General features: G+C 36.8%; 28 protein-coding genes and 1 riboswitch. Of the genes, 22 read left to right on the top strand and 6 right to left on the bottom strand.

Annotation, left to right across the window (positions count from 1 at the left end):
* Window positions 1–28 precede the first annotated feature (28 nt).
* From A5889_RS00945 to A5889_RS00970, 6 genes are all read left to right on the top strand, one after another.
* Window positions 29–367, top strand: a complete 339-nt coding sequence (locus A5889_RS00945; protein WP_087640014.1) for a putative DNA-binding protein — start codon at window positions 29–31, stop codon at window positions 365–367.
* A 4-nt stretch (window positions 368–371) separates the two neighbouring features.
* Entirely contained in the window at window positions 372–1,790 is a 1,419-nt protein-coding gene (gene ffh, locus A5889_RS00950; RefSeq protein ID WP_087640015.1) for a signal recognition particle protein, read from the top strand.
* 298 nt (window positions 1,791–2,088) lie between these two features.
* Window positions 2,089–2,790, top strand: coding sequence for a GNAT family N-acetyltransferase (locus A5889_RS00955; protein WP_087640016.1), 702 nt, complete (start codon window positions 2,089–2,091; stop codon window positions 2,788–2,790).
* Window positions 2,791–3,013: 223 nt separating this feature from the next.
* Window positions 3,014–3,289 carry a 30S ribosomal protein S16 gene (rpsP, locus tag A5889_RS00960; RefSeq protein ID WP_010761445.1) on the top strand — a complete coding sequence of 92 codons (276 nt, stop codon included), beginning with the start codon at window positions 3,014–3,016 and terminating at the stop codon, window positions 3,287–3,289.
* A gap of 11 nt (window positions 3,290–3,300) precedes the next feature.
* Window positions 3,301–3,546 (top strand): KH domain-containing protein, encoded by a 246-nt coding sequence (locus tag A5889_RS00965; RefSeq protein ID WP_087640017.1) that lies wholly within the window; start codon window positions 3,301–3,303, stop codon window positions 3,544–3,546.
* Between the two features lie 107 nt (window positions 3,547–3,653).
* Window positions 3,654–4,199 carry a TIGR01440 family protein gene (locus A5889_RS00970; protein ID WP_422389708.1) on the top strand — a complete coding sequence of 182 codons (546 nt, stop codon included), beginning with the start codon at window positions 3,654–3,656 and terminating at the stop codon, window positions 4,197–4,199.
* A gap of 80 nt (window positions 4,200–4,279) precedes the next feature.
* Here A5889_RS00970 and A5889_RS00975 read toward each other — a convergent pair whose 3' ends face one another.
* Together A5889_RS00975 and A5889_RS00980 are read right to left on the bottom strand one after the other, a co-directional pair.
* Entirely contained in the window at window positions 4,280–4,618 is a 339-nt protein-coding gene (locus tag A5889_RS00975) for a hypothetical protein (protein WP_087640019.1), read from the bottom strand.
* Entirely contained in the window at window positions 4,596–5,930 is a 1,335-nt protein-coding gene (locus A5889_RS00980; protein ID WP_087640020.1) for a DUF1576 domain-containing protein, read from the bottom strand. Before A5889_RS00980 ends, A5889_RS00975 begins: the two co-directional genes overlap by 23 nt.
* A gap of 213 nt (window positions 5,931–6,143) precedes the next feature.
* On the opposite strand from A5889_RS00980, the gene A5889_RS00985 reads away from it, so the two are divergent.
* Together A5889_RS00985 and A5889_RS00990 are read left to right on the top strand one after the other, a co-directional pair.
* Window positions 6,144–6,671, top strand: coding sequence for a TetR/AcrR family transcriptional regulator (locus A5889_RS00985; RefSeq protein WP_087640021.1), 528 nt, complete (start codon window positions 6,144–6,146; stop codon window positions 6,669–6,671).
* Between the two features lie 135 nt (window positions 6,672–6,806).
* Window positions 6,807–7,178, top strand: coding sequence for a YxeA family protein (locus tag A5889_RS00990; protein WP_087640022.1), 372 nt, complete (start codon window positions 6,807–6,809; stop codon window positions 7,176–7,178).
* 46 nt (window positions 7,179–7,224) lie between these two features.
* Here A5889_RS00990 and A5889_RS00995 read toward each other — a convergent pair whose 3' ends face one another.
* Together A5889_RS00995 and A5889_RS01000 are read right to left on the bottom strand one after the other, a co-directional pair.
* On the bottom strand, window positions 7,225–7,734 hold the full coding sequence (locus tag A5889_RS00995; protein ID WP_242585290.1) for an AAA family ATPase: 510 nt from the start codon (window positions 7,732–7,734) through the stop codon (window positions 7,225–7,227).
* 75 nt (window positions 7,735–7,809) lie between these two features.
* Window positions 7,810–8,556 (bottom strand): peptidylprolyl isomerase, encoded by a 747-nt coding sequence (locus A5889_RS01000; RefSeq protein WP_087640024.1) that lies wholly within the window; start codon window positions 8,554–8,556, stop codon window positions 7,810–7,812.
* A gap of 177 nt (window positions 8,557–8,733) precedes the next feature.
* On the opposite strand from A5889_RS01000, the gene A5889_RS01005 reads away from it, so the two are divergent.
* The 10 genes from A5889_RS01005 to A5889_RS01050 all read left to right on the top strand — a co-directional run bounded on the left by A5889_RS01005 (window position 8,734) and on the right by A5889_RS01050 (window position 17,545).
* On the top strand, window positions 8,734–9,828 hold the full coding sequence (locus A5889_RS01005; RefSeq protein WP_087640025.1) for a DUF871 domain-containing protein: 1,095 nt from the start codon (window positions 8,734–8,736) through the stop codon (window positions 9,826–9,828).
* A 241-nt stretch (window positions 9,829–10,069) separates the two neighbouring features.
* On the top strand, window positions 10,070–10,708 hold the full coding sequence (locus tag A5889_RS01010) for an NUDIX hydrolase N-terminal domain-containing protein (RefSeq protein ID WP_254909547.1): 639 nt from the start codon (window positions 10,070–10,072) through the stop codon (window positions 10,706–10,708).
* A 118-nt stretch (window positions 10,709–10,826) separates the two neighbouring features.
* Entirely contained in the window at window positions 10,827–11,759 is a 933-nt protein-coding gene (locus A5889_RS01015) for an alpha/beta hydrolase (RefSeq protein ID WP_087640027.1), read from the top strand.
* A gap of 161 nt (window positions 11,760–11,920) precedes the next feature.
* Window positions 11,921–12,811, top strand: coding sequence for a site-specific tyrosine recombinase XerD (gene xerD, locus A5889_RS01020; protein WP_087640028.1), 891 nt, complete (start codon window positions 11,921–11,923; stop codon window positions 12,809–12,811).
* A gap of 34 nt (window positions 12,812–12,845) precedes the next feature.
* Entirely contained in the window at window positions 12,846–13,208 is a 363-nt protein-coding gene (locus A5889_RS01025; RefSeq protein WP_087640029.1) for a GNAT family N-acetyltransferase, read from the top strand.
* Between the two features lie 44 nt (window positions 13,209–13,252).
* The gene (locus tag A5889_RS01030) at window positions 13,253–14,032 is read left to right on the top strand and encodes a segregation/condensation protein A (protein WP_176372793.1); all 780 of its coding nucleotides are present in this window, start codon (window positions 13,253–13,255) and stop codon (window positions 14,030–14,032) included.
* Window positions 14,029–14,643, top strand: coding sequence for an SMC-Scp complex subunit ScpB (gene scpB / locus A5889_RS01035; protein WP_087640031.1), 615 nt, complete (start codon window positions 14,029–14,031; stop codon window positions 14,641–14,643). Before A5889_RS01030 ends, scpB begins: the two co-directional genes overlap by 4 nt.
* Window positions 14,644–15,360 (top strand): pseudouridine synthase, encoded by a 717-nt coding sequence (locus A5889_RS01040; RefSeq protein ID WP_087640032.1) that lies wholly within the window; start codon window positions 14,644–14,646, stop codon window positions 15,358–15,360.
* A gap of 252 nt (window positions 15,361–15,612) precedes the next feature.
* Window positions 15,613–15,737: riboswitch (FMN riboswitch) on the top strand.
* A 354-nt stretch (window positions 15,738–16,091) separates the two neighbouring features.
* Complete coding sequence (locus A5889_RS01045) at window positions 16,092–16,700, top strand: ECF transporter S component (RefSeq protein ID WP_087640033.1); 609 nt, start codon at window positions 16,092–16,094, stop codon at window positions 16,698–16,700.
* Window positions 16,701–16,819: 119 nt separating this feature from the next.
* Window positions 16,820–17,545, top strand: a complete 726-nt coding sequence (locus tag A5889_RS01050) for an alpha/beta hydrolase (protein WP_087640034.1) — start codon at window positions 16,820–16,822, stop codon at window positions 17,543–17,545.
* Between the two features lie 57 nt (window positions 17,546–17,602).
* On the opposite strand, the gene A5889_RS01055 is transcribed toward A5889_RS01050, so the two are convergent.
* The gene (locus A5889_RS01055) at window positions 17,603–17,815 is read right to left on the bottom strand and encodes a ferredoxin (protein ID WP_087640035.1); all 213 of its coding nucleotides are present in this window, start codon (window positions 17,813–17,815) and stop codon (window positions 17,603–17,605) included.
* A 39-nt stretch (window positions 17,816–17,854) separates the two neighbouring features.
* On the opposite strand from A5889_RS01055, the gene A5889_RS01060 reads away from it, so the two are divergent.
* The 3 genes from A5889_RS01060 (at window position 17,855) to A5889_RS01070 (ending at window position 20,935) form a co-directional block, all read left to right on the top strand.
* Complete coding sequence (locus A5889_RS01060) at window positions 17,855–18,889, top strand: helix-turn-helix domain-containing protein (protein ID WP_087640036.1); 1,035 nt, start codon at window positions 17,855–17,857, stop codon at window positions 18,887–18,889.
* Complete coding sequence (locus tag A5889_RS01065) at window positions 18,886–20,322, top strand: RecQ family ATP-dependent DNA helicase (protein WP_087640037.1); 1,437 nt, start codon at window positions 18,886–18,888, stop codon at window positions 20,320–20,322. The genes A5889_RS01060 and A5889_RS01065 overlap by 4 nt, the downstream gene beginning before the upstream one ends.
* A 79-nt stretch (window positions 20,323–20,401) precedes the next feature.
* Window positions 20,402–20,935, top strand: a complete 534-nt coding sequence (locus A5889_RS01070) for an SAG1386/EF1546 family surface-associated protein (RefSeq protein WP_087640038.1) — start codon at window positions 20,402–20,404, stop codon at window positions 20,933–20,935.
* On the opposite strand, the gene A5889_RS16465 is transcribed toward A5889_RS01070, so the two are convergent.
* Entirely contained in the window at window positions 20,826–21,053 is a 228-nt protein-coding gene (locus A5889_RS16465) for a hypothetical protein (RefSeq protein WP_140405323.1), read from the bottom strand. The two genes, A5889_RS01070 and A5889_RS16465, sit on opposite strands and share 110 nt — an antisense overlap.
* A 1-nt stretch (window position 21,054) precedes the next feature.
* On the opposite strand from A5889_RS16465, the gene cmk reads away from it, so the two are divergent.
* On the top strand, window positions 21,055–21,723 hold the full coding sequence (cmk, locus tag A5889_RS01075) for a (d)CMP kinase (RefSeq protein ID WP_087640039.1): 669 nt from the start codon (window positions 21,055–21,057) through the stop codon (window positions 21,721–21,723).
* Window positions 21,724–21,752: the final 29 nt, after the last annotated feature.

Genomic DNA, 21,752 nt, shown 5'->3' on the forward strand with positions numbered 1-21,752 from the left:
AAAGGGATTGAAGATAGGAGCAGCAATTATGGAAATTGAAAAAACCAATCGAATGAATGCTTTATTTGAATTTTACTCCACATTGCTGACTGAAAAGCAAATGAATTACATGGAGATGTATTATGCTGATGACTTTTCTTTAGGTGAAATTGCTGAAGAGTACGATGTCAGTCGTCAAGCCGTTTATGATAATATCAAGCGAACAGAAAAAATATTAGAAGAATATGAACGAAAGCTTCATTTGTTTTCCGATTATGTCGTACGTGGCGAGTTATTGGATGCACTTAAGAACTATGTGAGTGAAACCTATCCTAAAGATATAACGATTGCAAATTATATAGAACAAATACAAGAAGTAGAGGAATGAGAGTATGGCTTTTGAAAGTTTAACAGACCGCTTACAACAGGCAATGAGTAAATTACGTCGCAAAGGGAAAGTCTCTGAAGCAGATGTAAAAGAAATGATGAGAGAAATTCGTCTTGCGTTATTAGAAGCAGACGTAAATTTACAAGTAGTAAAAGACTTTACAAAGCGTGTACGGGAACGTGCCGTTGGTGTAGAGGTCTTAGAAAGTTTATCACCTGCCCAACAAATCGTTAAAATCGTAGATGAAGAATTGACTGCAACGTTAGGTTCTGAAACGGTGGGACTGAATAAATCCGAACGAATTCCAACAGTCATTATGATGGCTGGTTTACAAGGGGCTGGTAAAACGACCTTCGGCGGTAAAATAGCAAATCACTTGATCAAAACAGAAAAAGCGCGTCCCTTAATGATCGCAGCTGATGTTTATCGTCCAGCGGCGATCGATCAATTGAAAGTCTTGGGTCAGCAATTAGATGTACCTGTCTTTGATATGGGAACAGATACTGATCCTGTTGAGATCGTCCGTCAAGGGATGGCCTTAGCCAAAGAGCAGAAAAATGACTACGTCTTGATCGATACAGCAGGACGTCTTCATGTTGATGAAGCGCTCATGGATGAATTGAAACAAATCAAAGCAGTCGCTGAACCAGATGAAATTTTACTTGTTGTTGATGCAATGACAGGACAGGATGCGGTGAATGTTGCAGAAAGCTTCAATCAGCAGCTAGGTATCACTGGTGTCGTGATCACAAAATTAGATGGGGATACGCGTGGTGGTGCGGCGCTTTCTATTCGTGCTGTTACAGGTGCACCAATCAAATTTATTGGGTCAGGTGAAAAATTAACTGATCTAGAAATTTTCCATCCAGATCGTATGTCCAGCCGTATATTAGGCATGGGAGACATGCTGACGCTGATCGAAAAAGCACAGCAGGATTATGATGAGAAAAAAGCTGAAGAACTTGCAACAAAGATGAAAGAAAACAGCTTTGATTTCAATGACTTTATCGAGCAATTAGATCAAGTCATGGGAATGGGACCGATTGAAGATCTTTTAAAAATGATCCCTGGCATGAGTCAAATGCCTGGTCTTGAAAATGTCAAAGTAGATCCTAAAGATGTTGCACGTAAAAAAGCTATGGTGCTTTCAATGACACCAGCAGAGCGAGAAAATCCTGATTTACTGAATCCAAGTAGACGCAGAAGGATCGCAGCAGGTTCTGGGAATAGTGTTGTTGAGGTCAACCGAATGATCAAACAGTTCAAAGAATCTAAGAAAATGATGCAGCAAATGTCTAAAGGTAATATGGATATCCCTGGTATGGATCAAATGCTGGGTGGCGGTATCAAAGGAAAACTTGGGAAAATGGCAATGAACCGAATGGTCAAGAAAAACAAAAAGAAGAAAAAGAAGAAAAAATAATTTAACAGTAAGCTCATTAAAAAAACTACCCGATTTTTCAAAGTTGGGTAGTTTTTTGTATTTTGATTTGGTGAACTGATGCTTGTCTCTATTTTAGTATAAATTAGATCAAAATAGGATTGCTGTTTCGTTCAAATTAAGCTACAATTCAGTAAAAAAGCATGAAGGTGAGGAACTCGATATTAATCTTAGTATAAAGCAACAGCTCAGTGAAACGGAGTTAAGCCAGATCAAGCTGTTAAAAGCTAGAAATCAACAATTACTTGGTGTGGAATATAAGTTAGACTTAAGTTTTTTTATGGAATCGACGGAGAAAGTCCAGCATCTGTTGCTCTGGAAAGATGAAGAGCTTTTGGGCTATACAGCGTTAAGCGGCTATGACCCTGAGGAGTTAGAGGTAACTATGATTGCAACGACTAATGAAGCAATTGCTCCTATGCATGAAGCCGCACGCATCTTTGCTCAGAAAAAAAAGTTTGTACGGTTATTATGGATCGTTGACCAAAGAGATAACTTGATTGTATCTTTCATCAAAGAAATGAAACTTTATAGCCACTCTTTCTCAGAATATGCGATGTTATTCGATAGTAAGACAGAAATCCATTCAGAAGAGTGCTCATTAGTATCAGCTGAAAAAGCTGATGCTAGTAAAATCGCACAGCTGGATGGAGAATCAGAGTTTGATAAGATTCAGCCGATTGATGAAGTCGATTTGGCTAAAACTCTTGTGCTTAAAGAAGGGAAAGAACTCATAGCCAGTATTCGACTCGAAAAAAATCAAGAAGAGTGTGGAATTCATGGCTTTGTTGTTCGAACTGACCAACGCGGAAAAGGAATCGGTCGTAAAATTTTAACAACGATTGTTTCACAATTAAAAAGAGAAGGCTACTCACAAATTTATTTAGAAGTTGAGTCAACGAATGCAGCTGCTATGGGCCTCTATCAGTCGATCGGTTTCAAGCAAAAAGCATGCTTCGACTATTACGTTTCAGTGTTTTAAAAAATCAGTCTGGTTCTTCTCAAGAGAAAATCGCCAGACTGATTTTTGAAGCAAATAATTGCCCCTGCCAAGGTAATAGTAGTATATCATAAAAAGATGAAAAACTGTATAGATCAATAGAATGAAGCAATTTTAAGGGTGTCAAGAAAAAACTCTTTACAGCACACTTGAAATCTGTTAAACTAACATTTGTGATTAAGTTAATGGAGGTGTAATAGATAAAATGTCAGTAAAAATTCGTTTAAAACGTATGGGTTCTAAAAAGAGTCCTTTTTACCGTATCGTAGTCGCTGATTCTCGTTCTCCACGTGATGGACGTTTCATCGAAACTGTTGGGACTTACAATCCTTTGAAAGATCCTGCAGAAGTAGTTTTAAAAGAAGATTTAGTTTTAGACTGGTTGTCTAAAGGTGCTCAACCTTCAGATACAGTTCGTAACATCCTTTCAAAAGAAGGCGTTATGAAAAAACACCACGAAGCTAAATTAGAAAAGAAATAAGGTGACCGATTATGGCAGATGTGAAAGAGTTAGTTTTAACTATCGTTCGTCCATTAGTCAGTCAACCTGAGATGGTTAAATTGGAAGTAGAAGAGTCTGATGCTTTTCTAGAATATAATTTAACTGTATCACCTGAAGATATTGGTCGTATTATTGGTAAACAAGGCCGTGTTGCTAAAGCAATTCGTACGATTGTTTACAGTGTACGCGTGGATGGACCTAAGAAAGTTCGTTTAAATATCGTAGATGGTAAATAAGATCAAGGTCGTGAAAGGTAACTCATTGAGTTATTTTTCACGATTTTTTTGACTAAAGAATAAATCTTGTGCATAATGAACAAAATGAATAAGATCGGGAGGCGTGAGTGATGAATGAACGAAATAGCTATCAGGAACAGTTAACGACAGGGATACAAGAATATTTTGAAAAAACGTCATTCAAAGCTGGAGACATTTTTGTTTTAGGGTGCAGTAGCAGCGAAATATTTGGTGGCGTGATCGGTCAAAATTCTAGACTTGATATTGGTGAAGGGATCGTTTCGACTCTAAAAGAGCATCTGGATAAAAAAGGGGTATACCTTGCTGTACAAGGATGTGAACACATCAATCGGGCATTAGTCATTGAAAAAGAAGTTGCTGAAGCACATGATTTTGAAATCGTGTCTGTTGTTCCTGCCCTTCATGCAGGCGGCGCAGCTGCTGTTGCAGCCTTTCATTTATTTACTGATCCAGTCGTGGTAGAAAAAATCGTTGCTAGAGGAGGAATCGATATAGGAGATACGGCTATCGGCATGCATGTGAAACATGTACAGATCCCAATCAGAACAACTATCAAGGAAATTGGTGAAGCGCATACGACTTTTTTGTATAGTCGACCGAAATTGATTGGCGGAGCTCGTGCTGTATATTAAAAAAATGTACTTGGGTTTTAACTCTAAGAGTTATGTCCCAGTACATTTTTTAATATACTTTTATATCAAGCTTTTTACGATCATTTTTTTCTAAAAACTTTAATATCGAAAATAGGAGAGTCAAAATTGATTTCGGCCTCGTCGATCATTAAACCTAGTAAATGATAATCTTCTTCTTCATGATGGGTGATGCCCAGCAGTTCATCATAATAGCTTTCAATACTCAAATCTCTTGGTGTATTCAACAATTCCAATAAGTTCAAAACACCTTCTGGTTCGTCTTTGGTTTGTCCTTGCATTTCTATATAAAAACCTTCAGATGTAAAATCGAGTCCAATTCGGATGTCCTCAATATCATTTGAAAAAAAATAAGTGAGAAGCTCATCTATAATACGCTTAGCTTTTTCTCTTTCTTGCATGTTGTTTCACCTTTCTGATTTGTAAAATATTATCTAGTAATGGTACCATGACAGCCGCAACAAAACCAGTAGAAAATCCGTTATTATAAAGATTTAATCCACCATGAAGGTAACTCACATTAGTAACCAATGACATATGCAAGAAACCGGCAGCAAGACCATAGTGAAAACCATAATATCCAGCGATCGGCGCCAACCCAGTGGCAAAAATTCCAGCTAGAGCTACAGTTGTCTGATCGACAGCAAAAACAGATGATAATTGTGCAGTGAAAAAGACACTAATAAGCAAGGGGAGACTATTTAATGGATGATTACCAAAAGCACTGAAGCCGACTGCTGATAGGATAGCACCAACAATGGGGCCATTAAGAGTACAATGACTAAACTGAGTATAACCGATCAGGAGCAACCCCATAAAAGCCATATTCATCATTGTTGCACCAATTCCTGAGATAAATGTAAAATCAGTAATCAATTTCCCGGAGGTGCGACTGATCTCCTTGATCCCTTTAAAGGAAAAGTGGTTAATGATACACCCTACAATAAATAACATAAAAAATAAAAATAACATAAAAAATAGTAATTGATTATGATAATCGTCAGATACAACGTTTTTTCCTTCGATGCTCACGCCGAACATTCTAAGTACACCAGTAAACATCATAGCGATCAATCCAGAAGTGAATCCAACATTATATAAAGAAAATCCTTGATGGAAAGTTAGAACATGAGAAGCGAGTGGCGGCAAGATCAAACCGATAAAAATACCGATAATGCAGCCTAATGGCAAAGAAAACATCAAAGGGATCGATAAGCCAAAAGTGAAAAAGCTAATGATCGGTGACAATGCACTGCCGAATAAACTAACGACAATAAATTGAGAAAAGGGCTTTTTGACAATTTTAGCATAACAAATTCCACCAATGATAATTGGAATAGAATTATACATATTTTTTCCAAAAAAAGAACACCCCGATACAGTGAACAACGCAGCTATCATAGCACCATTGATAGGGATTTTTTCTTTCTTAGCAATCAGTACACTAAATAAGGTGAGTAAACCACTATTAACAAAGGCACTGCCGAAGCTACCTAAAGCAATGTAATCAGTAAGTAAATTACTAGGAGAAGTTAAAATCCGAAGCATGCCTCCTAAAAGTGTATTGAAAGATTCACTACTCAGCCCGATCAAGATCAGGAGTAGACAGTAGCCGATCAAAAGGTAATAATTTCTGTTTTGAATGATTTCTTTCTCTGTTTTTTTATCAGTATGTAAAAAAAATGGCTGACGCGAATGCTGATCGCTGGACATGAAGACTACCTCCGTTATCGATTGATAAGTTTACTATATCCTGTCAAACTCTGATTGGTCAATCTTATTTCGTATTTCGTTTGAAAATTATCATATTTTTCCACCATATCTATAATTATTGAGAAAATAAACACTTAAAACAGTGTAAAATGTAATAATAATAAATGGAATTTAAATAAATATTTAAAGAAGCATAGGTATGGAGGGATTTTTTTGGTTAGGAAAAAAGTATATAAAAAGCAACATATTTTAGCTGCTGCCTCTGATTTACTAGAAAAAAAAAGTTTTTCTGCAATAACTGCAAGAAATGTAGCTGAGCACATGGGAATCTCAACTCAGCCGATCTACTTGGAGTTCAAAAATATGGAAGATTTAAAATTGACGCTGCTACAAACAATTTATAAATCTCTGGAGAAAGACTATTTTTCGACGATTCAATCGGACGATTTTTTAATCAACTTCGTTTTGAATTACATTGAATTCGCTAAGACAAAAAGAAATTTATTTATCGTTCTATTTGTTGAGCATCATTCATATGGCCAACAAATCAATCAGTTGACTTTGGACTTATTCACTAAAAGTTTAAAAGGAGACGAACGTTATACAGCGATTTCACCAGAAAATTTAAACAAGTTATTTATCAAAGTCTGGGTCATTGCGACTGGATTGGCCTCGTTAAGTACTTCTGGAATCATGAGCTTGAAAAAAGAAGAAATCATCGCTATTTTCAAAAATAATTGAACTGGGCATTTATGTACTGCTGGTCTTAGAAAAAAGTAGGTCGAAGGTTGGAAAGAAAATTCATTAATTTGTCTGATTTCATTTTTTACATTTATTGTTAAAGTAGTTTTATCAAATAAATTTGGAGGAACAAAAATGAAATTAGTTAAAACGATCGGAATTTTTCTTTTACTTGGAGCAGCTGCTCTTTTTGGAGCTAAAGCATACACGCAAAATCAGTCTGGCGAGCTTCCAGGTGTATTGGATCAATTGAATCCATTGGTTACAGAAGGTGAAGTCTATGTGAAGACTAAAGAAGCTAATGAAGTTATTGAACACGGTATTGCGGTATATAAACAAGAAGCAGTAGATAAAGAAGGCAAAAAACGAGCAATCACCTTCACGGCAGATCATGAATTGATCCAAGATCGCTATTTAAAAATTTATAATAAGGGTGCCCATGTTGAAACTTATGAAGAAGTAACAAAAGACCAAGTACCGCAACAAGCACTAGATAAAATAGGTTAAAAAAGAATAGACAAAATACATTATGATGGGGATATGACGCAACTAGTTATGTCTCAATCATTTTTTTGTATGCAGAATAAGCGTTTCGGTCTTTTAAAATATGCAGTTTAGCAGGACTTGTTGCAATCAATTGCTGCAGTTCCAATTTATTTTTTGTTTCATAGTGATGATTCCACACAAACATCATTTTTAACAAGTTCATCGTTGGAGTGTAATTTGCTCGTTCTAGTTGCAGCTTTTGCTTGATGAAGCGTTTCAGAATACGATATAGGCGTATATGATAAGGTGGGAGTAAAAGTAAAACACTATCCGCTTGAATCAATGCATCCTGAATCCAAGATTGAGTGGTAGTCCCTTCAATGATCCATTCTGGATAGTTTAAAATATCTTGCAATAGTTGTGCAGATTTCTCTTTAGAAAAGCGTTGATCTCCTTGTGGTGTTCGTTGCCAAATAAGATTGTCAAGTTCATATAGTTGAACTTTTTGTTCTTTAGCTAATTCTCTGGCAAATGTAGTTTTCCCGCTACCGACAGGACCCGCAATAACTATTTTCATCATACGTACCTCCTAATTAAGAACAATAAAGAAACCGAAGCATAACACAAGGTCATGTCCGGTTTCATTTTATCATTATTTAGCTTCTTGTAAAATGTTGATTTTCTCGATACGGATATCTTTTTTCGGTTTGTCACTTTCGTCTGTTTCGGCTGAAGCGATCTTATCGACAACGTCCATTCCTTTGGTCACTTGACCGAAGACAGTATGCTTTCCATCTAAGAATGGTGTTCCGCCTTTTTTATAAGCGTCAATGATTTTTTGTGGGTAGTCATCTTTCAATAGTCCATCAGAAACATCTTCATCATTTTGGACGATAAAGAATTGGCTGCCGTTTGTTCCGTTGCCGTCAGCATCTGTACCAGCATTTGCCATAGATAGTGCACCGCGAATATTGTATAGTTGGTTGCTGAATTCATCATCAAATGAATCGCCCCAGATACTTTCTCCGCCAGTCCCATCACCTTTAGGATCGCCGCCCTGGATCATGAAATCTTTGATCACACGGTGAAAAGTAACATTGTCATAATAACCGTCTTTTGCATGAGTCATAAAGTTTTCAACTGTTTTTGGTGCTTGTTTTGGAAAAAGCTTGATTTCGATCGTGCCTTCTGTTGTGACCATTTCAACTAAATCTTCATCTTCACTAACTTTTTCTGATAGTTGAGGTAATTCTAAAGCATTTAGGTCAACGGATTCAGACGTTTTTGTTTCTGAGCTTGAAGATGAATCTGCTTTGTTTTCTGTTTTAGATCCACATGCTGTAAAGAACACTAATGATGCTAGAAGTGTAGCAGCAGCAATGAATTTTTTTGTTTTCATAAGGTTAATTCTTCCTTTCAAAAATAGTTTACATTTCATGATAACAAATGATCGATATAACTGCTAGTCAAAATAGATTTTTTTTAAAATTTAGGAAAGGTGTAGACCACTTTTCTTCATTCTGCTATAATGATAATGGATACATTATAATCAATAAAACTCTTAGGGGGCAGCACAATGGGAAAATTAGGCATTTCGATTTATCCAGAACGTTCAACTTTTGAAAAGGATAAAGAATATTTAGACTTAGCGCATAAATATGGATTCAAACGTGTATTTACCAGCTTGCTTCAAATTACAGAAAATAAAGAAAAAGTATTAGCAGAATTTAAAAAAGTCGTAGACTACGCAAATAGTCTGGGCATGGAAGTAATGGTAGATATCAATCCTGCTTTATTTGAACAATTAGAGATTTCTTATGATGATTTATCATTCTTCAATGAAATGGGCGCTTATGGTGTACGTTTAGATATCGGTTTTACTGGAGCGGAAGAAGCAAAAATGACCCGTAACCCTTATGGAATCAAAATAGAAATCAATATGAGTACCGGTACAAGTTATGTTGATAATATCATGAGCTATTCACCTAACACGGAGAATTTATTAGGTTCACATAATTTTTATCCGCACCGCTATTCAGGTTTAAGTTATGATCACTTTGTTTTTTGTTCTGAGAAATTCAGAAAATATAATTTAAATACAATGGCCTTTGTGAATTCACATGACGCAACGTTTGGTCCGTGGCCGACACAAGATGGCTTGTGTTCGCTAGAAGATCATCGTGATCTTGAAATTGCTACACAAGTAAAACATCTTGTTTTAACGGGCTTGATCGATGATATTTTAGTAGGGAACGCTTATGCTTCAGAAGCTGAATTAAAAGCAATGGCAGAGGCCTTCAATGCCGAATATCCTTCTGTAAAAGTAGATGTCGCAGCTGATATTTCAGATGATGAAAAAGAAGTTTTATTTACTAGTCTGCACAGTTACCGCGGTGATCGCTCAGAATATATTTTACGTTCTACAATGACCCGTATCCATTTCAAAGATCGTGAATTTCCAGCGCATAATACGATCGACATGACTAAAGGTGATGTTTTGATCGACAATGTGGGTTATGGTCAATATAAAGGAGAAACACAAATTGCACTGAAGCCAATGAAAAACGATGGTCGGGTAAATGTGGTTGGCCGTATCTCTGATGACGAACTATTTTTATTAGACTTTCTAAAACCATGGTCAAGTTTTAAATTGATCGAAAACAAAAAATAATTGAAAAAACAATGAAATTGAGACAGAAGAGTTGAGCTTATTTTCTAGGCCTTCAAGTCTTAGTGCTTCAGCAGTTACAATTTGGCTAGCCGGTATGGTTGAAGCTTAGTATTTACTTTTGTTTTCACTGTTTATTCATTTTTAAAGGAACTGGGTCGTAACTTGTAGAGTTATGTCTCAGTCCTTTTTTTGTTCATTCTGCGTAAATAGCTATTCCTTTTGGTATAATAGGTAAAATGAGGTGGTAGTATTGGAGAAGGAATTAAGTATTTTATTGTCGAAACTTCAAGGGATCGCACAGACTGGTAAACAGTTTGGCAAAGATATTTTTGATCAAGAACGATACGAGGAACTCTCGATCGTTGCTAAAGAACTCACTCACTTACTATATCCGGAGTTATCTGAACAAGAACTTATGATATTTTTCGACAAAGATGAAGGGTATGCGATACCCAAAGTCGATATTCGAGCAGTTGTTTTCAATCAAGAAGGTAAATTATTATTGGTTAAAGAAAAAAGTGATGATTCTTGGGCTTTACCGGGTGGTTGGGCTGATATCGGGTATTCTCCCAAAGAAGTTGCGGAAAAAGAAGTTCTCGAAGAGACAGGACTAAAAGTCAAAGCGGAACGACTAATAGCAGTTTTAGATAAAGCCAAACATGAATACCCGCCATCATTGACCTATGTGTATAAATTTTTTATACGATGTCAGCCAGTTAGTCAAAAAATCAAGCCGGGTATTGAAACAAGTGCCGCAGCTTTTTTTACACTTGAAGAAATTTACTCACTGAAACTTTCTGAAGCGCGAACGATCAAACAAAATTATGAGATGCTTTTTCATGATTACCAGCATGAAAAAAGTGAAATGATTTGTGATTAAGATTGCGAAAAAGAGAATAAAACTTTATACTATTTAAGGATTTAAAAAGTGAATAATACGTTGAGAGAAATGGTGATTCTCAATGATAAAGCACTATTATGAAGTAAGGGGTCAGTAAATGAAAAAAATAGTAAAGATATTGATTGCCGTTTTTGTGGTCATCACGATCATCTTGATCGGCGCAGGGATGTACTTCTATAATTACGCAGTGGTTCCCTCTGAAAAAGATTTTTTAGCAGGAGATACTCCAGGCACTAATATAGAGGCAAAAAGTCCAGAAGAACAGTGGTTCAAAGATGATCAAAACCGTTCTTATTGGTCAATAAAATCGGAAGATGGATTAAAGCTTCATGCCATCTATTTGCCAGCGGATGACAAAACGGATAAAAATGTGATTATGGCTCATGGTTATATGGGAACCGCAGAAACAATGGCGAAGTTTGCAAAAATGTATCACGACTGGGGATATAATGTTTTAGTTCCTGATGCTCGCGGACATGGTGAAAGTGAAGGAGAATATATCGGCTTTGGCTGGCCGGAACGTAAAGATTATCTTAACTGGATCGACCAAATGATCGAAAAAAATGGAGAAAATGCACAAATCACATTATATGGGATTAGTATGGGCGGGGCGACAGTCATGATGACAAGTGGTGAAAAATTGCCTCAAAATGTTAAGGCGATCGTTGAAGATTGTGGCTATTCTTCAGTCAATGATGAATTGACTTATCAATTGAAAGACATGTTTAATTTACCGGCCTTTCCATTGATTCCAGTAACAAGTATGATCACTAAAATTCGTGCAGGCTATTTCTTTGGTGAAGCAAGTTCTGTTGCGCAATTGAAAAAAAATAAAACACCGATGCTATTTATTCATGGTGATGCTGATACATTTGTCCCATTTGAAATGCTGGATGAGGTGTATAATGCAACTGACGCACCAAAAGAAAAATATGTTGTTGAAGGTGCTGAACACGCGAAGGCCTATTCTATTGATCCAAAAGGCTACAAGGAAGAGGTCAATAAATTTCTAACTCAATACGTGGATTAACAAGAACTTAAATCCTTAAGTGGCTGAGATATGACTTTGATGAGTTATATTTCAGTCATTTTTAAAGTGTTAGAGAGAAGAGGCTATGCTTTTTTCTTGTGGAGACTAGTCAGAGGTCAGCATTCTTTGATATGATAATAAAAAGAAATGAGGTAAAATGAATGGAAGAACAAATAACCGATTATTTGCACTACTTGCAAATCGAACGCGGACTTTCCCTTAACACACGAAAAAGCTATGAACGCGACTTACATAAATATAATGCCTTTTTGAAAGAACAACAACTAGACTCTTGGCAATCAGTTGACCGATACATAATCATGGAATATTTACAATCCTTGAGTAATGACAGTAATTCTTCTGCTACGATCATTCGTATGATCTCGACTTTGAGAGGGTTTCATCAATTTTTGAGACAGGAACGCCTGACAGATCATGATCCGATGCAACATATCGATTCACCGAAAAAAGCGCAAAAACTACCTAGTACTCTTTCGATAGAGGAAGTTACGGCTTTGATCGAAACCCCGGATACAACAAAACCATTAGGCATCAGAAATCGTACGATCCTAGAAGTGATGTATGCTACAGGATTACGTGTGAGTGAGCTTGTAGATTTAAAAATTGGCGATCTACATTTATCGATCGGATTATTACAAACGATTGGTAAAGGAGACAAAGAACGTATCATTCCTTTAGGGGATTATGCGATACAATGGATCGAAAAGTACTTAGAAGAAGCCCGGCCTATGTTAACTAAAAAAAATCCCAATGAAACACATCTATTTGTAAATCATCATGGCAAGCCGCTTTCTCGTCAGGGAGTTTGGAAAAACTTGAAGCAGATCGTCCAAGAAGCGGGGATCGATAAAAATATCACACCGCATACCTTAAGACATAGTTTTGCTACTCATTTGTTGGAAAATGGCGCAGATTTACGTATCGTCCAGGAACTACTTGGGCATGCGGATATTTCAACTACTCAGATATACACTCATATCACAAAACAGCGAATGGCAGATGTTTATAAACAGCATTTTCCAAGAGCCTGATCAAAGTAGGTACTCTACAGAAGAAGGTGAGATCATGTTAACGTATTATAGAAAAGAACAGCGAAAAATAGCTATGGGTTTGTTGAGTTTCCACCAAAAACTGACAGAATATCGTTCGTTGTTGAAAGAAATCGATATGTATGAAAATGACGAAAATCTTCATTTACTTCTTTGGACACCGGATGGAGAACAGAATATCCAAGGAATCATAGGGATCGAGTTAGAAGATTCTGTTGGGATAGTCGTTCATGATATTTCGATCACGCCTTCTTTTCGTGGCGAAAAACTTGGCTTTGAGCTTTTGAACGAAGTGCTGGAGCGATATCCAGAGCTGAAATTATACGGCACTGCTGCCACTTCTGCTTATTTATCTAAATGGAAAGAACACAATGAATAATTTTTATGGTAAACTAGAGAGTCGAAAAAGAAAGTTGGATGATCTTGCAAGAAATGAATGTAAAGTTAGATGTATTTGAAGGACCGCTTGATCTTCTTTTACATTTAATCAAGAAACTTGAAATTGATATTTACGATATTCCGATTGCTGCTGTAACAGAACAATATATGAATTATATTCACACGATGAAAACCTTGGAACTGGAAGTGGCTGGAGAATATATCGTTATGGCAGCAACATTGATGGCTATCAAAAGTAAAATGCTGTTGCCGAAACAAGAGTTGGAAGTGACAGATGATGATGAGCTTTTAACTGGTGAAGATCCGCGGGATGCACTTGTTGCCCAATTGTTGGAATATCGTAAATATAAATATGCAGCAGGACTTTTACATGAAAAAGAGTCTGAACGAAGTCTTTATTTTACGAAAGAACCAATGGATGTCGATGAATATAAGGAAGACAATCCTTTGCTGGAACCCAATCAATTAAATACGATCGATTTATTTTTGGCTTTTCATGCAATGCTTGAAAAGAAAAAAAATCGACAGCCTGTAGAAACGACAGTGGCTGGAGATGATGTGTCGATCGAAGAAAAAATAACTGCGATCTCACAAAAGATGGCTCAAATCGATCGGCAAACACCAGTGAATTTTGAAGATTTTTTTACATCCCATTCAAAACAAGAGATCGTCACAACTTTCATGGCTTTATTAGAGTTGATGAAAAAAGGGTTGATCCAGGTTGAGCAAGAAGAAAATTACAGCACGATTTTGCTGTACAATACAGCAAATGAGATCGAATCTAGTACGGAGGAAACAGCGTGACCACAATTAGTCAAATCGAAGCGATTCTATTCGTTGTTGGTGAAGAAGGAATCGGACTGGAAGAATTATCGTATTTATTAGAACTTTCTACAGCGAAAACTTACGAAGCACTGACTGCATTAAAAGAGCGCTATGAAGCAGATGATCGATCTGCATTGAATATATTAGAAGTTGGCAATCATTTTGTCTTATCAACAAAAAAAATCTTTGCGCCATTGTTGAAAAAATATGCGCAGTCACCGATTTCAAATGCTTTATCACAAGCTGCATTAGAAACATTGTCGATCGTAGCATATAAACAACCAATTTCAAGGGTAGAGGTTGACGAGATCCGAGGAGTTCAGTCGGCAGGTTCCATGCAAAAATTGGTTGCACGTCAATTAATAGAAGAAAAAGGGCGAGTAGACGGCCCGGGGCGTGCAATTTTATATGGGACGACTGCCTATTTCATGGATTATTTTGGTTTAAAATCATTAGAAGAGTTGCCGGATATTCAGCAAATGGAAGAAGAAATCGCTGAAGAATTGCCATTAGACCTCTTTTTTGACCGCTATAAAGAATTAAATGAAGAAGAACAAACGGAGATCAACGAATCGGAGGAAGAAAGCTAAATGGAGAGACTTCAAAAAGTAATTGCTCATGCCGGCATCACATCCCGCAGAAAAGCAGAAGAATATATTGTGAATGGTCGGGTCAAAGTAAATGGAAAAATCGTACGTGAACTTGGAACACAAGTTGGGAAAAGTGATCTAGTAGAAGTCGATAATGTGCCGATCTATAAAGAAGAGTACGGTTATTATTTGTTCTATAAGCCTAAAGGAGTGATCTCAGCAGTATCAGATGATAAGGGAAGGAAAGTCGTTACTGACTACTTTACTCATATCAAAGAACGAATCTATCCAGTCGGTCGATTGGATTATGACACATCAGGATTGCTGTTATTGACAAATGATGGTGAATTTTCACAACGTTTGACACATCCGAGCCATGAGGTAGATAAAGTATATGTAGCAAAGGTCAAAGGCTTAGCTAAAAAGCATGATTTTCTTCCCTTAACAAAAGGAATCAAAATCGACGGCTATAAAACTGCGCCAGCAGCTTTTCAAATCATTTCTGTTGATTTAAAGACAAATACAAGTATTGTCGAATTGACGATCCATGAAGGGCGTAACCACCAAGTGAAAAATATGCTCCAAGCAGTTGGTTATCCAGTTCAAAAACTTAAAAGAGAAAAATACGGTGATTTAACATTAAAAGGACTTCGTCCGGGTGAGTACCGTTCGTTGAATAAAAAAGAAATCAGCGTGTTGATGAACCAGTCAAAATAAAGAGAGAAGGAGTGCGGGACAAAACTAAAAAATGGTTTTGCTTCGCACTCTAAAACGTTATAAAAGCTGGAAACAGAAGCAACTGTTTCGGTCCCCTCAGTTAATGTATATAGTTTCATTATTATTCAAGAAACAATGTGAAGCTAGCAAATGTTGTCTGAATAAATGAAAAGTTATGTGATAATATGAACATAAAGATTGATTTTTCTCAAAAAGGTTGTATACTGTAGTTGTACTAAAAAATTAATAAAGGTTCGTCTTCAGGGGCAGGGTGAAATTCCCGACCGGTGGTTATAGTCCACGACCTACTTCTTTTGAAGTAGTTGAATTGGTGAAAATCCAATACCGACAGTAAAGTCTGGATAAAGAAGATAGGGCTTATTTGAATTGGCATTTTTCAAATAAGATAACTCTACTCTATTTTCCCTGTTGGAAAATAGAGTTTTTTTGCTGTGAATCACTACGCTAGGCTTCGATCTCATCAACTGCTAAAAGTTAATGTACCTAAAATTAATTAATTAGAAGTAGATGATGTTATTTATGATCTATGACCGTGCAAGATCAGGTATGATGCTTAGCAGAAGTTGTTACCGTTTTGAGTCACTTGAGTTTTTTGGGTCTTATAATTAGAAGGTCATCAAGCGCTGCTCACAGTTAAACGAGAGTCTTAGTTGAAAGTGTTGGTTTAGAAAAGTTCATTTGAAGATGGGTCCTTAACAGGAGGATTTCATATGCGAAACAACAAGGTACAAAAAATGGTAAGTGTAGCAATGCTAGCAGCAATCAGTGTGGTTTTACAATTCTTGGATTTTCCGATTATGCCAGCATTCAGTTTTTTAAAAATCGATTTTAGTGATATTCCAGTCATGATCGGCATGTTCTTATTTGGACCGTTAGCAGGAATCAGTACGGCTTTTATCCGATCTGCATTGCATTTGTTTACAACGGGAATATCGCCGCAAAATTTTGTGGGAGATGCTGCAAGCTTTTTTGCAACCACAATGTTCACTTTACCAATGTATTACTTTTTTGAACGAGGAAGCCATAAAACAACAAATAAGGTATTAGGTGTAATAACAGGCATTTTTAGTCTGACTATATTTATGAGTGTGGCCAACTACTTTGTGATTACGCCAATTTATTTGAAGCTGTTTGGTGTGTCAGCTGGAGAATTTTTAGGAATGTCTTTAGCGAAATATGTAACGATCGGTATTCTTCCATTCAATTTAATCAAAGGAGCTATCGTGAGTGCTGTTTTCTTAGTCCTTCACGCCAAGTTATTACCATGGCTTTCTAGGAAACAACATCAGTTAGGAAATAAAAAACCAATAATGAAATAATGTATAGATGAAAGAATCGGGGAGCATCCTCGATTCTTTTTTTATTTGAAAACAAAATTATCTGCTAATGTGCTTCTTTCTGATAAAATATAAGGGAAAAGAAAGGGGCGAATCTAAAATTGAAAAAATGGCAAAAACGCTTGCTTTGGATAGCAGGAGTGATTGTTGCGCTGCTGTTGATCGGTCTGTTTTATCTTAAAACGATCACCTATACGCCAACTACCTCAGCGATCGAAAGTGCTGAAAAAGCCAAAAATGAAAATGGGACTTTAGTATTTAAAGGTGATCCAGAAAAACCATCAGTGATTTTTTATCAAGGTGCTTTAGTAGAAAATACTAGTTACAGTTTGTGGGCTGAACAAGTTGCTGAAGCTGGATACTCAGTTTATTTAGTGAAACAACCTTTAAATCTAGCAGTATTAGGACAAAACAAGGCAGAAGCAGTGATCCAAAAGAACCAGTTGAGCAATTATGTGATCGGAGGACATTCTTTGGGTGGTGTCATGGCTAGTCGTTTCGCAGCAGACCAAGAGAAACAAGCTGCTCCTAAAGGTGTTTTTTTTCTTGCAAGTTACCCAGATGAAAAAGGAAGTTTAGCGAAATTTACAGGACCGGTTTTATCGTTGACAGGTTCAGAAGATGGCGTATTGAACTGGACAGCTTATGATGAGTCAAAAAGATATTTACCGAAACAGACGCTTTATGAAAAAATAAGCGGAGGGAATCACGCAGGTTTTGGAAGCTATGGCGAACAAAAAGGGGATCATCCTGCATCAATCGATAACGAAGAACAACAACATGAAATAGCTGAACACTTAATAAACTGGCTAAGGAATATAAAGTAAAAAAATAGAGAATAACAGAATCGGAGGCGATAAATGGCATCCATTTTCTGTTATTCTTTATTTTTCAGTGATCTCTATTGCACGGACAGGACATTTGCGGTACGCTGTTAAGACATTAGACTGTTCATTTTCACTGATCATTTCCTGTTGGGCAGAATGATCATGATTTAAGAGTACGATCCCATCATCGTCATAATCGAAAATTTCAGGCGCATAGATTTGACATAGCCCGCAGGCAATACATTTATCTGGAATTATTTTACATAACATAGTGACACATCCTATTCTAGCATTTAAAGAGGTGAAACAATGGAGCCGCACTTTATTTTAACGTTATTTCAGCACGGATACAAGGTTCGAACATCGACATTATATCACCTTTTAAAAGGAAAGCGAACAAGCTCCGTTTTAGTCTATGGTTTTCTTTATGAAAATCTTCGTTTTTTTCAACTGTGTCCAGAATTGTCGGAACAGGAATTCAACAGGCAGATACACACATTGAACGAAGCTCAATTATTGGTAACAGACTTAACGGGAGAGGTTCAGATAACAACGCAAGGAAAACGATTATTATCAGAAAGCGATCAATCAATTCATTGGTTGGATAATTATCGCTTTGGCAAAACAGACGAAGAAATCTGGCGTTTTTTGCAATTTTTAGTACAAGTGACGTCTCATTTATCTTATGGAGATAAAGAATATATCCCGCTCGAGCAATCACCATTTTATCAAGTTTACTTAAAACGCAGAATCGCATCCGTTTCAAAAAAACAATTGATTCAAACGATGAAAGCCGAATGGCATTTTTTACTATCACGTTTATCAAAAAGCGAAGCTGATTATTTTGCCCAGCAATTTTCTGGTTATCAGCAAACCGGCAAGATCGCCGTTCAAATACTGCAGAAAGAATCAACTCCATTTGAACAGCTTCTAATAAAAAAAGATCGGCTGCACCATTTACTCTATGAGATTGAAAATATGCCGAAAGAAACGTTTTTAAAAAAATCGATTCAACCCTTTATAACAAAAAATGATAATCAGAGTATGAATCAAACAAAAAGCTACTTACATCAAGAGACTTCAATCGAAACAATTGCACAACAAAGAGGGATGAAAAAAAGTACGATTCAAGATCATTTACTGGAACTTGCTTTAACAGAAGAGATCCCTTTTGAACACTATATTTCAAAGGAAACTTATCGATTTTTGGACCAGCTTTCCAGCCCATGTCCACAATGGATATATCGTTCCTTAAAACAAGAAAATGAACAACTTGATTATTTTGAATATCGGTTATATCAAATTGAAAAACTAAAAAAAGAAAGAGCTGATAAATTGCCATGATCGATCTAGAGCAGTTTTTACATGATAAATTTGGCTTTTCTACATTTAAACCAGGACAAAAAGAAGTGATCCAGCAATTGCTGGATAAAAAAGATACCTTGGCTGTTTTGCCGACAGGGACAGGGAAATCACTTTGTTACCAAATGATCGGAAAACTTACTGAAGGATTGGTTATTATCGTATCGCCTTTGCTATCTTTGATGGAAGATCAAGTGATTCAATTACAAAAGCAAGGAGAAACAAGAGGGATAGCGTTAAATAGCAGCTTGAATTTTTTTGAAAAACAATATGTGTTGGCTCATTTGAGTCAATACAACTATATTTTTGTCAGTCCTGAAACATTACTGCAAAAAGATGTTCGGACAAAGCTTGCTCAAGAGACCGTGTCACTATTTGTTGTAGATGAAGCGCACTGTGTTGCTCAATGGGGTGTCGATTTTAGACCAGAGTACACGAAACTTGCTCAAATTCAGCAAGAATGTGATTTTCCTTTGACTCTAGCACTAACGGCTACCGCAACACCAGCAGTCAAGGAGGAAATCATCGCTCAATTGTTTTCTCACAGCCGAGAAGTGTCGCAAATCGTATACTCTGTCAATCGGCCAAATATTGGACTCATGGTCGATCAAACGACGGAAAAAGAAGAACAGCTGATTTCTTATCTGATGCAATTGAAACAAAAAGGGATCATTTATTGTGCGACCAGAAAAACAGCCGAAGCACTTGACCGTCTTATCAAAGAACAAACGAACTTGAAAACAGCGTATTATCATGGCGGCTTGACTCCTGTTGAACGCAGCTTACTGCAGCAGCAGTTTGTCCAAAATCAACTAGATGTCTTATGTGCGACGAATGCTTTTGGAATGGGCATCGATAAACCAGATGTTCGTTTTGTTATTCATTATGACTGTCCAGATAGTTTAGAAAATTATGTTCAGGAAATCGGTCGCGCAGGACGAGATGGACTGGAAAGTATTGCGATCTTACTTTATCAAAAAGGCGATGAATCGATCCATTATTATTTTCAAACTGAAAGTCGGATGGATCGTGAAATCCTACATGCATTGATATCTTCACTTTCTGAAAATGAACTGGCAGATTTAGAATTGAGTGAGATCCAACAAAAATGGATTCAAGGGTTTCTGGATCAAGAATATACAATTGAAGAGTTGGAACAAAGATTATTAAGAAAAGAGAAAGAACGTCAACAACAATTGAGAATTATGTTAAACTATATCCAGCATTCAAACTGCCGACGTCGATTCATTCAACAGTATTTCTCAGAGGAAGTAGAAGAAAATCATCAAAGATTCTGCTGTGATAATTGTGGCTTATCCTTTGACAGTTATCAAGCACAAATAGTACAATCACCAGAAGAAAACGAAATCCTCGATCGGTGGGAGGACATTTTGATAAGATTATTTAAAGAATGAAAATAATCTTTTTTTAGACTGCAGCATAGAAAAAGCTGTGGTATAATAGCAAAAGAGAATTTTTAGGAGGAACAGATACGTGAGTAAACGAGATAAGAAAAATGGTGTACGCGAACCATGGGAGCAGTCAATTTATGATACAGAAAAGGGTGCGGGAGGTTCTCGTTCAGAAAAGCGTCAACAAAAGAAAGGAAACACAGTTTTTCTAACGATTTTAGTTATCTTATTACTATTGATCATTTCACTTCCAGTAGGAACTTACCTTTATGTAATGAGAGATAAAAAGCCTGATGCAAGTAAACAAGCGAGTCAGCCGTCATCGTCAGTTGTCGTTCAATCGTCAACTAAAAACAGCACGACACAACCTTCGTCATCAAGTGAATCTCAACAGCAGTCTACTTCATCATCAGAAGGTGAAACAGATCCAAATGGTGTAACAACACCATCATCAAGTCAAACAGAGACTGGTGCAGTTTATGATGCTGTTCAGTCTGGAGAAGGTCCTAACCAAGTTGCTCAAAGAAACGGCATAACATTAGAGGAACTATTACAATTGAATGGTATGACTGGCGACGAAACACTGCAACCAGGTGATCAATTACGTGTAAAATAATAAAAAATAAAGCAGCAGGAAATGTCCCAATGTTTTCTGCTGTTATTAAGGGTCTGAAGCAAAACAGTGATCGTTTTGTCCCAGACTCTTTTACTATGTGATAAACAAGGGAGCGCATTATGAAAAAGATTAGTATTGCAATCGATGGTCCGGCATCATCCGGCAAAAGTACTGTAGCAAAGATTTTAGCTAAAAAACTAAATTATATATACTGTGATACAGGTGCGATGTATCGTGCATTGACCTATTTAGCGATCCAAAAGAATATTGATTTTGAAGATGAAACGGGTTTAGTCAAATTATGTTTGGAGCATACGATTTCATTTAAGCAAACTGATAAAGCGCAATTAGTTTTTGTCGACAACAATGAAGTCACGGAAGCAATTAGACAGCCGGATGTTACAAACGCTGTCTCGATCGTTGCGAAACATAAAGAAGTTCGAGAAAAAATGGTCGAACTGCAACAAGCGATCGGTCAAGCAGGAGGAGTAGTGATGGATGGCCGAGACATCGGTACAGCAGTCTTGCCAGATGCGGAAGTCAAGATCTTTTTGGTTGCCAGTGTTTCAGAACGGGCAGAAAGACGTTATAAAGAAAATCAGGAAAAAGGAATCACAACAGATTTTGAAACATTGAAAAAAGAAATCGAGCAGCGCGATCACCTTGATTCAACTCGAGCTGTGTCACCTTTGAAGCAAGCGAAAGATGCAGTGAAGATCGATACGACAGGTTTAACTATAGAAGAGGTCGTAGCAGCGATTGAGCAAGGTATTTTAGCAGCTAGTTAAATGCTACTTTCACCTTTACAAATCAGATA

Source organism: Enterococcus sp. 9D6_DIV0238 (genome assembly GCF_002174455.2).
Lineage (GTDB): Bacteria > Bacillota > Bacilli > Lactobacillales > Enterococcaceae > Enterococcus_L > Enterococcus_L dunnyi.